The organism is Pseudomonas sp. BF-B-30 (assembly GCF_019956305.1).
Lineage (GTDB): Bacteria > Pseudomonadota > Gammaproteobacteria > Pseudomonadales > Pseudomonadaceae > Aquipseudomonas > Aquipseudomonas jessenii.
Map to the genome: position 1 here is coordinate 110886 of NZ_JAHBDG010000009.1, position 11632 is coordinate 122517.

11 protein-coding genes are annotated in these 11632 nt (G+C 59.4%); 6 read left to right on the forward strand and 5 right to left on the reverse strand.

Annotated elements, in window-relative coordinates; genetic code table 11:
• Positions 1-208: 208 nt before the first annotated feature.
• Positions 209-970, reverse strand: a complete 762-nt coding sequence (locus KGB29_RS05990) for a gamma-glutamyl-gamma-aminobutyrate hydrolase family protein (RefSeq protein WP_150814398.1) — start codon at positions 968-970, stop codon at positions 209-211.
• Positions 971-1254: 284 nt separating this feature from the next.
• Here KGB29_RS05990 and KGB29_RS05995 point away from each other — a divergent pair, with 284 nt between their 5' ends.
• From KGB29_RS05995 to KGB29_RS06010, 4 genes are all read left to right on the forward strand, one after another.
• A complete protein-coding gene (locus KGB29_RS05995) occupies positions 1255-2631 on the forward strand; it encodes a glutamine synthetase family protein (RefSeq protein ID WP_090456168.1) in 1377 nt (458 codons plus the stop codon).
• A gap of 188 nt (positions 2632-2819) precedes the next feature.
• The gene (locus KGB29_RS06000; protein WP_150814399.1) at positions 2820-4310 is read left to right on the forward strand and encodes an aldehyde dehydrogenase; all 1491 of its coding nucleotides are present in this window, start codon (positions 2820-2822) and stop codon (positions 4308-4310) included.
• Positions 4311-4361: 51 nt separating this feature from the next.
• Complete coding sequence (locus tag KGB29_RS06005; protein ID WP_150814400.1) at positions 4362-5645, forward strand: NAD(P)/FAD-dependent oxidoreductase; 1284 nt, start codon at positions 4362-4364, stop codon at positions 5643-5645.
• Positions 5646-6070: 425 nt separating this feature from the next.
• Positions 6071-6619, forward strand: a complete 549-nt coding sequence (locus tag KGB29_RS06010; protein ID WP_007975263.1) for a cupin domain-containing protein — start codon at positions 6071-6073, stop codon at positions 6617-6619.
• A 128-nt stretch (positions 6620-6747) separates the two neighbouring features.
• On the opposite strand, the gene KGB29_RS06015 is transcribed toward KGB29_RS06010, so the two are convergent.
• Positions 6748-7455, reverse strand: coding sequence for a CatB-related O-acetyltransferase (locus KGB29_RS06015; RefSeq protein WP_150814443.1), 708 nt, complete (start codon positions 7453-7455; stop codon positions 6748-6750).
• Between the two features lie 211 nt (positions 7456-7666).
• On the reverse strand, positions 7667-7960 hold the full coding sequence (locus KGB29_RS06020; RefSeq protein ID WP_150814401.1) for a fructose-bisphosphate aldolase: 294 nt from the start codon (positions 7958-7960) through the stop codon (positions 7667-7669).
• A 648-nt stretch (positions 7961-8608) separates the two neighbouring features.
• Here KGB29_RS06020 and KGB29_RS06025 point away from each other — a divergent pair.
• Positions 8609-9412, forward strand: coding sequence for a hypothetical protein (locus KGB29_RS06025; RefSeq protein WP_150814403.1), 804 nt, complete (start codon positions 8609-8611; stop codon positions 9410-9412).
• A gap of 33 nt (positions 9413-9445) precedes the next feature.
• On the opposite strand, the gene KGB29_RS06030 is transcribed toward KGB29_RS06025, so the two are convergent.
• Positions 9446-10183: a hypothetical protein gene (locus KGB29_RS06030; RefSeq protein ID WP_150814404.1), complete on the reverse strand. Its 738-nt coding sequence runs from the start codon at positions 10181-10183 to the stop codon at positions 9446-9448.
• Positions 10184-10373: 190 nt separating this feature from the next.
• On the reverse strand, positions 10374-10610 hold the full coding sequence (locus tag KGB29_RS06035) for a hypothetical protein (RefSeq protein WP_090456158.1): 237 nt from the start codon (positions 10608-10610) through the stop codon (positions 10374-10376).
• A 341-nt stretch (positions 10611-10951) separates the two neighbouring features.
• Here KGB29_RS06035 and KGB29_RS06040 point away from each other — a divergent pair, with 341 nt between their 5' ends.
• A complete protein-coding gene (locus KGB29_RS06040; RefSeq protein WP_090456156.1) occupies positions 10952-11398 on the forward strand; it encodes an anti-virulence regulator CigR family protein in 447 nt (148 codons plus the stop codon).
• The last annotated feature ends 234 nt before the right edge of the window (positions 11399-11632 follow it).

The window sequence follows — 11632 nt, forward strand, 5'->3', positions numbered from 1 at the left end:
CGCCGCCTTCGCGAGCAAGCCCGCTCCCACATGGGGTTGCATCAGGTTGACCGGCATTGCACTGCGGTCGGGTTTATTCGGCGCCGCCATCCTGGCTGCCTGGTCGTACTTGTTGTTATTGCAGTGTGTTGTTTTCGCGAGCGGGGCACGCACAAGCGCCTGCCCGCTCGCGTTGGGCAGTCAATCGTTGAATGTGGATATCAGGTCGTCAGCTCGAGTGACGCAGTGCCGCCCGTTGCCGGCAGGCTTCGCCGAACGCCTGGAAAATACTCAAATAAGGAGGGTTGTTCAGCACTTGCCATTCCGGGTGCCATTGCACGCCGAGGGCAAAGGCCTTGCTGTGCTCGACGGAGATCGCTTCGATCAGGCCATCGGGCGCGACGGCTTCGGCGCGCAGGCCGGGCGCGAGGCGGTCGATGCCCTGGCTGTGAATCGAGTTCACCTGGAACACCGCAGGCAGCTCCAGCGCTTCGAACACACCGCCGGGTTGCACATTCACCCCATGGGCGGGGGCGTATTGCACGGCCAGGTCCGGATGGTCGGCCTCGCGATGGTCGAGCAAGCCAGGCAGCTCATGGACCTTCTGATGCAGGCTGCCACCGAACGCCACGTTCATTTCCTGGAAACCACGGCAGATGCCGAGCACCGGCACGCCCGCTGCAATAGCGGCGCGGATCAGGGGAAGGGTGGTGGCATCCCGCGCCGGATCATGATCCGTGCCGGGGGCGCTGTCGGGGCCTTGATAGTGGAAGGGTTCCACGTTCGACGGCGAGCCGGTCAGCAACAGACCGTCGAGCTGCGGCAGCAGGTCATCGATTTCGGTCAGGTCGCCTAAGGAAGGAATAACGACAGGCAGCCCCAGCGCCGCAACGCTGACAGCACGCAAGTACTTGTCACCGCTGATGTGGTAGGGGTGCAGGCCAATCTGTTTGACGCACGCAGTAACGCCGATCAATGGCTTGAGTGCCATTTTTATCACCTCGAAGTTTCACACTTGAACGAGCTTTTCCGGAGCTTAGCCTTGTTGATTTTAATTAACAACTCTCATGTAAAAAATTCTAAACGCCGCACGTCCGATCTTCAGGGTTTACGCGTGTTTGAGGGCGTATCTGGCACTCTCGTCCCCCTGAGAGGCCCGAAAATAAACGTTGAAAGGCCAGGTGTTCGCTATTGACTTCACTTTGCCTTTCGGATTGACTGGGCTCGTGAAAGGGCGGTGAACATAATAATTAACAGTAAAAAAATAGGTGCATCATGTCGGTCCCTCTGCGTGCCGTTCAACTCAACGAAGCAAACGCATTCCTTAAGAAACATCCTGAGGTTTTGTACGTCGACCTTCTGATTGCGGATATGAACGGTGTGGTGCGCGGCAAGCGCATCGAGCGCACCAGTCTTCATAAGGTTTACGAGAAAGGCATCAACCTGCCGGCCTCTCTGTTTGCTCTGGACATCAATGGTTCCACGGTGGAAAGCACCGGCCTGGGTCTGGACATCGGCGATGCCGACCGGATCTGCTACCCGATCCCCGGCACCCTCAGCATCGAGCCATGGCAGAAGCGCCCGACCGCGCAACTGTTGATGACCATGCACGAAATCGAAGGCGAGCCATTCTTCGCCGACCCGCGTGAAGTGTTGGCCAATATCGTGCGCAAGTTCGACGACATGGGCCTGACCATCTGCGCCGCGTTCGAACTGGAGTTCTACCTGATCGACCAGGACAACGTGAACGGTCGTCCGCAATCGCCACGTTCGCCGGTGTCCGGCAAGCGTCCGATGTCGACCCAGGTGTACCTGATCGACGACCTCGACGAATACGTCGATTGCCTGCAAGACATCCTCGAAGGCGCGAAAGAGCAGGGCATCCCGGCTGACGCCATCGTCAAGGAAAGCGCCCCGGCGCAATTCGAAGTCAACCTGCATCACGTGGCTGACCCGATCAAGGCGTGCGACTACGCGGTCCTGCTCAAGCGTCTGGTGAAGAACATCGCCTACGACCACGAGATGGACACCACCTTCATGGCCAAGCCGTATCCGGGCCAGGCAGGTAACGGTCTGCACGTGCACATTTCGATTCTCGACAAAGAAGGCAACAACATCTTTGCCAGCGAGGATCCCGAGCAGAACGCCGCGCTGCGACATGCGATCGGCGGTGTGCTCGAGACCCTGCCGGCGCAGATGGCGTTCCTTTGCCCGAACGTCAACTCGTACCGTCGTTTCGGCGCACAGTTCTATGTACCGAACTCGCCGAGCTGGGGCATCGATAACCGCACCGTGGCCGTGCGTGTACCGACCGGCTCCAAGGACGCCGTGCGCATCGAGCATCGTGTGGCCGGTGCCGACGCCAATCCGTACCTGCTGATGGCATCGGTATTGGCCGGTGTTCACCACGGCCTGACCAACCAGATCGAACCGGGCGCCCCGGTGGAAGGCAACAGCTACGAGCAGAACGAGCAGAGCCTGCCGAACAACCTGCGCGACGCACTGCGCGAGCTGGACGACAGCGAAGTCATGGCGCGCTACATCGACCCGATGTACATCGACGTGTTCGTGGCGTGCAAGGAAAGCGAGCTGGCCGAGTTCGAGAACTCCATCTCGGACCTTGAGTACAACTGGTACCTGCATACCGTTTAAGACGGATCACACCGATCAACTGTGGGAGCGGGCTTGCTCGCGAAGAGGGCGGCACAGTCAACACTGATGTCGACTGACACATCGCCTTCGCGAGCAAGCCCGCTCCCACAGGGGATCGTATTTCCAAGGTCGTAATTGGTTGGCGTTCAATCCGGCGACCACCTATTCCCCTGCGTCGAGTCACAACCATGACAAACACTCGCAGCGATTGGGAGCAGCGCTTCCAGTCCCTAACCATCGAAGGTCGCGCATTCATTGACGGCCAATACTGCGCGGCCGCCAGCGGCGCGACGTTCGAATGCATCAGCCCCGTGGACGGTCGTTTCCTGGCGAACGTCGCCAGCACCGACGAAGCCGACGCCAATGCAGCGGTCGCCGTGGCGCGCCGCACCTTCGAATCCGGCGTGTGGGCCAACCTGGCCCCGGCCGAGCGCAAGCGTATCCTGATCCGTTTCGCCGACCTGATCCTGGCGAACCAGGAAGAACTGGCCCTGCTCGAAACCCTCGACATGGGCAAGCCGATCAGCGACTCCATGAGCATCGACATTCCGGCGACCGCCAACGCGATCCGCTGGACCGCCGAAGCCATCGACAAGATCTACGACGAAGTCGCCGCCACGCCCCAGGATCAACTGGGCCTGGTGACCCGCGAAGCGGCCGGCGTGGTCGCGGCCATCGTACCGTGGAACTTCCCGTTGATCATGGCCAGCTGGAAATTCGCCCCGGCCCTGGCGATGGGCAACTCGTTCATCCTCAAGCCTTCGGAAAAGTCCCCGCTGACCGCGATCCGCATCGCCCAGTTGGCGCTGGATGCCGGCATCCCGAAAGGTGTGTTCAACGTCCTGCCGGGCTACGGCCACACCGTCGGCAAGGCACTGGCGTTGCACATGGACGTCGACGTGCTGGCCTTCACCGGCTCCACGGCGATTGCCAAGCAGCTGATGGTCTACGCCGGGCAGAGCAACATGAAACGCGTATGGGCCGAAGCCGGGGGCAAGAGCCCGAACGTGGTGTTCGCCGACGCGCCGGATCTGCGCGCGGCAGCACAGGCGGCGGCCAGTGGCATCGCCTTCAACCAGGGTGAAGTCTGCACTGCCGGTTCTCGCTTGCTGGTGGAGCGTTCGATTCGCGAGCAGTTCATTCCATTGTTGGTGGAAGCCCTGCAAGCCTGGAAACCGGGCCACGCCCTCGACCCTGCGACCACCGTCGGCGCGGTCGTCGACCAGCGTCAACTGGACAACGTACTGCGCTACATCGGCATCGGCAAAGAGCAGGGTGCCGAACTGATCGCCGGCGGCAGCCGCACCCTCGAAGACACCGGTGGCCAGTACGTGGAACCGACGATTTTCGACGGCGTGACCAACGCCATGACCATCGCCCGGGAAGAAATCTTCGGCCCGGTGCTGTCGGTCATCACCTTCGACACCTTCGATGAAGCCCTGGCGATTGCCAACGACAGCATCTTCGGCCTGGCCGCCGGTGTATGGACCAGCAACCTGAGCAAGGCCCACACCTTCGCCCGTGGCCTGCGTGCCGGCAGCGTCTGGGTCAACCAGTACGACGGCGGCGACATGACCGCGCCGTTCGGCGGGTTCAAGCAGTCGGGTAACGGTCGGGACAAATCGCTGCACGCGTTCGACAAGTACACCGAACTCAAGGCGACCTGGATCAAGCTCTGATAACAATAAAGCGACGGTCGCCGGCTCTGTCGGCGGCCATCGGAGAACTGTATGAAACAAGCACATGTAAACAGCTACTACGCCGCCACCCGCAACTTCACCGGCGATTTCCCGGTGCTGGAAGGGGCGGTGGACTGCGACGTCTGCGTGATCGGCGCCGGCTACACCGGCCTGTCCTCGGCCCTGTTCCTCGCCGAAGCGGGCTATAGCGTGACCGTGCTCGAAGCGGCCAAAGTCGGCTTCGGCGCCAGCGGTCGCAACGGTGGTCAACTGGTCAACTCCTATAGCCGCGACGTCGATGTCATCGAAGAGCGCTACGGCGACAAGACTGCCGAAGTCCTCGGCAGCATGATCTTCGAAGGCGCCGACATCATCCGTCAGCGCATACAGCACTACGACATCCAGTGCGACTACCGCCCCGGCGGCATCTTCGCGGCGATGAACAAAAAGCAACTCAAGGGCCTGGCCGAACAGAAGAAGAGCTGGGAACGTTACGGCAACAAGAACCTGAAAATGCTCGACGCGGCCGACATCAAGCGCGAAGTGGGTTCCGACGCCTACGTCGGCGGCCTGCTGGACATGCAGGGCGGCCACATTCACCCGCTGAACCTGGCCCTGGGCGAAGCCTCGGCCATCATCGGCCTGGGTGGCAAGATCTACGAGCAATCGGCGGCGGTGGAAATCACCTACGGCGAGCCCATCACCGTGCGCACCGCCAAAGGCGTGGTGAAGGCCAAGTACCTGCTGATCGCCGGTAACGCCTACCTGCCGCAGGGCCTGGACAACCGCGTGACCAGCAAGAGCATGCCGTGCGGTTCGCAGATCGTCGTCACCGAGCCGTTGTCTGAAAAGCAGGCCCGAAGCCTGATCACCAACAACTACTGCGTGGAAGACTGCAACTACCTGCTCGACTACTACCGCCTGACCGCCGACAACCGCCTGCTGTACGGCGGCGGCGTGGTCTACGGTGCACGCGAGCCGGACGACATCGAACAACTGATCCGCCCGAAGATCCTCAAGACCTTCCCGCAATTGAAGGACGTGAAGATCGACTACCGCTGGACCGGCAACTTCCTGCTGACCATGTCGCGCATGCCGCAATTCGGCCGTATCGAGAAAAACGCCTACTACATGCAGGGCTACAGTGGCCACGGCGTCACCTGTTCGCACCTGGCCGGCAAACTGATCTCGGAAATGATCCGTGGCGACGCCGAGCGCTTCGATGCGTTTGCCTCGCTGCCGCACATGCCGATGATTGGCGGGCGTACCTTCTCGGCGCCGTTGACCGCCCTCGGCGCGGTGTACTACTCGCTGCGTGACCGTTTCGGGATCTAAGCTTTACCTCGCCGGCGGCATCTCCCCAAAGGGTGCCGCCGGCTTTTTAATACCAGAAACACCGCGGTCCCGTGTGGGAGCGGGCTTGCTCGCGAAGAGGCCATATCAGCCAAAATTGATGGCGCCTGACACACCGCTTTCGCGAGCAAGCCCGCTCCCACAGGTTGTACAACTTCGTGGCAAATGGCTATTTTTCCAGCCGTTTATCGAACCTGCTGAGCATTACGAACAAACGTGATTTAATAGCCGCCTTTCACGTTTCCGGGACCGGAAAACGGCGTGATCCGCGCCTGCACTCCACCCCTCCATTATCCCTGTAGGAGCGAGCCTGCTCGCGAAAGCGTTGGTTGAGTCGACATCAATGTTGAAGGTCAGATCGCAATCGCGAGCAAGCTCGCTCCTACGGGTTGGCACATAAGGCTGTCATGGACACGGGCTCACGACTCAAATTAGTACGCGAAAGCTACAAACTGTCCCAGCGCGAGCTGGCCCGGCGTAGCGGCGTCACCAATGCAACCATCTCCCTGATCGAACAGAATCGGGTCAGTCCTTCCGTCAGCTCCCTGAAGAAACTGCTGGAGGGCATCCCCATGTCCCTGGCCGACTTCTTCACCTTCGATCAGCCGCCGCGCGAACACCAGTACGTCTTCCGCGCCAACGAACAGCCCGACCTCGGTCGCCATGGCCTGCGCCTGCTGCTGATCGGCGCGTCCGTGCCAAGCCGGCAGATGCGCTTGCTGCGCGAGCAATACGCACCGGGCGCAAGCTCGGGCGAAGAGCCGATCGTGCATTCCGAAGGCGAGGAGTGTGGGTTGGTGACCCGGGGTACCGTGGAGTTGACCGTGGATGGCCAGGTGAGTGTGCTCAACGCCGGGGACGGCTATTACTTCCCGACGACCTTGCCGCACCGGTTTCGCAATATCGGGGCGGATGAGGCGGAAATCATCAGCGCCAACACACCGGCGAACTTCTGATAACCGCTTTTTGGGCAGGGATCATCAGGATCCAGCCGTTAAAACCCGCCTCTGATGCGGGTTTTTTTATCATTTGAATCTGGTTTGGCCGGGCATCTTGAATGTGCAGTGTTGGTCATTTCCAATGCTCAAGACGAAATACTGCACCCTTTGCGGGTTATTTCGATCTGTTGGTAGTCGGCACGCGTTTCTTTCTGCAGGGTGGCCAACAGAGATAAAGTGGCTTGCGGATCATTGAGCGGTAATGTCTTGAGTACCTCGACATCAACCTCCCACCACTTGCTGTCGATCAGCGCCTCAATCAACTCGGGTGTATGCCGATACTTGACAACTTTTGCCGGGGTGCCGGCAACAATGGCGTACGGTGGCACGTCATGGGCAACCAGGGCGCGGGTTGCGATGACAGCGCCGGTGCCTATCGTCACCCCTTCCAGGATCATCGCACTATGGCCGATCCAGACGTCATGCCCAATCGTGATGTCCGCAACCTCCGGGTCGTAAACCAGCGCAGTGTCGGTATATTGAAAGGGATGTGAACTGAGCCAGTCCAACGGATGCGAGCTCTTTTGTTGGCCGATAAAACAGCTGCTGCCAATGGAGCAAAACCTGCCAATGGATGAGACTGCCGAAAGGACGCAGTCACTGCGGATATAAGTATGCGCACCAATTTCCAGCTTTTTTGACTCTATGACCACATGCCCAAGCGTCACGCCTTCTTCAATGGTCAGTGTTGATCTTTTGTGCAGCGACAATAAACCGCCCGCCACTTTGCATTTGTGTTTGCGGATCCATCTTTTCCAGTAACTACTTCGCAAATAACTAATTATTGTTTTCATGAACCGCTGTCTTGGATATCCGTTATCGGGCATGGCCCGGCCCCATGAGCCAACGGCGAGTCTAAATGAATCGGCCGGGGTAGATGAACTTTTTAGACGTTACTCAAAAACGGTTTTTGCGCGTTTCAGTCTGCTGATGGCTGCTGTAGCCAACTGAACGGTGGCCATTGAAAACCCGCAGAAATGCGGGTTTTTTTTTGCTTGAACAATGTCACTGCTTCTTCGGCCCCTCAAACCCCCGCTGCTCGATCACCCCAAACACATCCCGCACATCCTGAAGCAGAATCCGCGAAATGTTGGTCACGGTGTTGATGTCGTTTTCGGCGTAGTCGGGGAGGCTGGTGCAGGCCATGAGGTTGAGGTATTGCAGGACGGCGTTGAGGCGTTCGGCGGCGCAGTTGTGGAGCTCGCGCAGCGGGGCGTCGCTGTCGATGAGGAGGACGGGGTAGCTGGTGGCGATTTGTTTCATGGGGGTGAAGCGGGGATGCGGACTGTTAGTCGTCATAAGTAAAACTTCCTCGTATCTGTAAGAAGAACTACTCCCGGTCGCTGCGATTCGAATGGGGTGGTAGCTATGTGCGGGTTCGCAGACCGAGGATACGAGGAACCCGGCAGACCCGAAGATCTCCCACACACAGCCACCATAAAGCGACATGCGGGCGCAGATGCGACCGTCATCGGCTTGATGGACTGCAAGGTTACTACACGTATCTACAGGGCTGCGAAACCCTGTCGCCAACTCAAGTCAGCGACGGGCGCACATTAGGTGTCGATCTCCAGCGCTGCAACCGGCCTGTAGGACGCCAAATGACCCCTGTGGCGAGGGAGCTTGCTCCCGTTCGGCGGCTCTGCCGCCGTAAAACCGGGCACTGCGATGGGTCTGAGGAAATGAGTTGCAAAGGATCAGGGCCGCTTCGCAGCCCAGCGGGAGCGAGCTCCCTCGCCACAAAGGGACAAGTCCTACAAATTTTCCAGACGTCAAGATTGAACGTTCGTCGGATGGCGGGTTGCTACCATCGCAATTGCCTGCCGATATCAACACGGCTGCTACGCTTGGTCGTTGCAGTGCCCGAGTTCCATTCCTGCTCACGCTGCAAGGGTAATCACGGAGTGCGACATCCATTCCTGTCGGCAACCTGCACGGAGGCAGGCGATGGTGATCAAAAGCATGGCCGATTCGACTGCGGCGGGGAGACCCGAGCCGCTCGATCGGGAAGAAATCGAGCGGGTGCTGGCGCTGTTGCTGGTCAGCCCGTTGTTTGCCAAATCCAGGCGCATGGGCAGTCTGTTGCGCTTTCTGGTCGAGCACGACCTTCAGGCTTGCAATACGCCGCTGACCGAACACGCCATTGGCATCGCGGTGTTTCGTCGTGACCCGGCAGTGTATTGCACGGGCGACGATCCGGTGGTGCGAGTGCAGGTGGGGCGCTTGCGGCGCAAACTTGCAGCGCATTACGCCGGCAACGGCCAGCAGGACCCGGTGCGCTTCAGCATTCCACCCGGGTGTTATCGCTTGACCTATCAGCGGCTGCGGCCCAAGGGCGTCGGCACTCGCCATCCCGTGGTCCAGATCCAGCCGTTTACCTGCCTCACCCGCGATGGCGATGACTTTACCCGGGGCTTGTGCGAGGAGTTGAGCTGCCGACTGTTCGAGTCGTTCGAGCAGGCGCAGACCGGGACCAATCATGTGTTGATGCGGGTGGCACGCAACAGCGAGCCGGTACCGGACTTCAAGCGTGGCGGGCGTTACAGCTATTGCCTGGAGGGCAGCGTGCGGGTCGAGCCTTCGCGGGTGCGAGCGTCATTGCGCCTGGTGGATGTGGCGCAGGGGCGGATTCGCTGGTCGGCGCAGTTCGATCGTGATCGACCCCATGGCATCGCCACCCAGGAGGACCTCGCGCAGTCGATCTGTCGCTCGCTGACGGGCTACTTCGCCACGGCGGGCAAAGAGGAGTGAAAGGGCAACCGCAAGGTTGCCCCGGCATGACGGTTACACGGTTTTCCACTGACCGCCTTCGTAAAGGCGACCTGCGGTGTTATCGAACGTCAAGTCGATTTCGATCGCCTTGGAGCGTGAGGTACTGAACATGGTGCTGGTCTGTACGTTTTGTTCGAACCACACGAGGATGGTTTCCACCGGCGTCAGTACGGTTTCACCGGTGACCACCTGATCCACCGCAACGTAAATGGGGGTGCTGACCTGATTGCCATCAATGCCGGTAGATAACTGGTTGATACCCGGATGGATGGGGTCGTAGTCATTTACAAAGGTTATGGAAATGTTCGGTCCCCCGGTAACCGCCGAACTCAGCAGACCGTGCTCATCGAGTGTCGATGTTTGCCCCAGGCCGATATTGACGATGTTGGTCGAGACTTTGACCTGCACATTTGCCTTGAACAGGTTGGACGCAAACAGCTGATATTGAGGCGTCCAACTGAACTCGTTGTTGCTCAGGTAAGCATCATAGGACTGCCAGACCACGTTGTAGTCGGCGTCACCCACCTTCTTGGCAAAGCACAGCTTGTAGCCGGACTTCTTGAGCAGCGCCAGGTCGCCGGCGGCGATTTCGATGGTGACGGTTTTTTGCGAAGCCGCCAGGGCCGACCTCAGTACCCGGCCGTAATCCGCCGCTTTCAGTTGCGTTGCACCCATGATCGACTTGACGGCTTCTTGCACATCATTGTGAAGCTGCTGGCTCTGTTGGCTGACAGCGATTGATTTGCTCATGGTTTCCTTCTTCCTTGGTGGTGTGTTGGGCAAACAATGGGCTGCTGGCGCTTGGCGCTGCTGTCCATTGACGGCTTCACTCTAGGGGCGAGGGGCAGGGCGGCTAAGTGTCTTGGTGTTACAAGCGGGTATCGGGGGTGTATCAGGGGCCGGGTCAGCGGGGCAGCCGATCGGCCGCCCCGCCTTGACCTCAGGCGGCCCGGGCATCGGCCCAGACGAAGTTCCAGCTGGTGCGTTTGCCCTTGGCGATCTCGATCAGCTTGTTCTCGTACACCGTGTGATTGACCACGCCGGTGTAGGTCAGGGTGCGGGCGGCATTGGTCCCGGTGACCTCGCCCGGCTTGCCGCCCGACTCGACCATGGCTTTTTTCATGTCGGCATCCGACGGGGCGCTGCTCTGGTTTTTTTCCACTTTGACGAAACTCATGATTCACCTCTTCCGTGATGGGGGGATCGGTGCCAACGCGGGCCGACAAGTCGACGACCCTGTTCCACACCGACGGCCATACTCTATTGGCCAGTTCGGCGGCGCAGAAGTGACAACTGCGGCGCTGAGGTAACAATCGGGAAACAGCGCCACGCATTGAAGTATCTGCGACGTATCAAGCGTGGATGCACATCGAAGAAGGTTGCAGCGAATGCCTGGACGTGAAACCTGGCTTCGAGGGAATGAGCGCAGACGGTTCATGGCTCTGTGACTCGATGGAACCAACTACGTCAATAGCGTCTAAATTTCAGGGAACATTTCCCACCACGAAGGAGCGACTCATGTTCAGGTCTCGATCTTTGATTGCAGCAATCACCTGTTTGACCCTGATCAGCGGCTCGGCGACGGCGCTGGCCGATCCCGGTAACGGCCAAGGTGGCGGGAAGGTCAACCATGGCAACCAGGGCAGTCATGGCAACAAGAACAAGAATTCCGGCGGTGGGGACTGGAGCAATGGCCCTAGCATCAACCGCAGCAGCGTGCTCCAGATCATTGGCGTGAACACGGGCTACTGGAGCCCCGGGCCTGATTTGCCACCGGGCATTCAAAAGAACCTTGCCCGAGGCAAGCCGCTTCCACCCGGCATCGCCAAAAAACTGGATGGCCGGCTGGTCGGCAGGTTGCCCCACTACGATGGCTACGAATGGCAGCAAGTCGGTACGGACCTGATCCTGGTTGCGCTCGCCACCGGGCTTGTCTATGAAATTCTCGACGGTGCGTTTGATTAACGTGTGGAAGGTCGTCTTCCCGTTGACTGAGGGTGCTCCAGCCGTTTGTCGTGGCACTTGAACTGTCCAAGGGATATCGCGTCATACGTCACGCGATATCAACCTCCTACGGAAGCAATCATGCTTTTTAAAAACAAGAGTCTCGTTGCTGTAATGTCATGCGCCATGATGCTTGCAGCCGCTCCGTTACTCCCTGATGGCCTGTCGATCATGGGTTCCGCATACGCGAAGGAC

Bases quoted from the DNA above. Each gene is read 5' to 3' on its own strand.
- KGB29_RS06040 (WP_090456156.1), top strand. From the start codon at position 10,952: ATGTTCAGGTCTCGATCTTTGATTGCAGCAATCACCTGTTTGACCCTG.
- KGB29_RS06015 (WP_150814443.1), bottom strand. From the start codon at position 7,455: ATGAAAACAATAATTAGTTATTTGCGAAGTAGTTACTGGAAAAGATGG.
- KGB29_RS06000 (WP_150814399.1), top strand. From the start codon at position 2,820: ATGACAAACACTCGCAGCGATTGGGAGCAGCGCTTCCAGTCCCTAACC.
- KGB29_RS06005 (WP_150814400.1), top strand. From the start codon at position 4,362: ATGAAACAAGCACATGTAAACAGCTACTACGCCGCCACCCGCAACTTC.
- KGB29_RS06020 (WP_150814401.1), bottom strand. From the start codon at position 7,960: ATGACGACTAACAGTCCGCATCCCCGCTTCACCCCCATGAAACAAATC.
- KGB29_RS06025 (WP_150814403.1), top strand. From the start codon at position 8,609: ATGGTGATCAAAAGCATGGCCGATTCGACTGCGGCGGGGAGACCCGAG.
- KGB29_RS05995 (WP_090456168.1), top strand. From the start codon at position 1,255: ATGTCGGTCCCTCTGCGTGCCGTTCAACTCAACGAAGCAAACGCATTC.
- KGB29_RS06010 (WP_007975263.1), top strand. From the start codon at position 6,071: ATGGACACGGGCTCACGACTCAAATTAGTACGCGAAAGCTACAAACTG.
- KGB29_RS06035 (WP_090456158.1), bottom strand. From the start codon at position 10,610: ATGAGTTTCGTCAAAGTGGAAAAAAACCAGAGCAGCGCCCCGTCGGAT.
- KGB29_RS05990 (WP_150814398.1), bottom strand. From the start codon at position 970: ATGGCACTCAAGCCATTGATCGGCGTTACTGCGTGCGTCAAACAGATT.
- KGB29_RS06030 (WP_150814404.1), bottom strand. From the start codon at position 10,183: ATGAGCAAATCAATCGCTGTCAGCCAACAGAGCCAGCAGCTTCACAAT.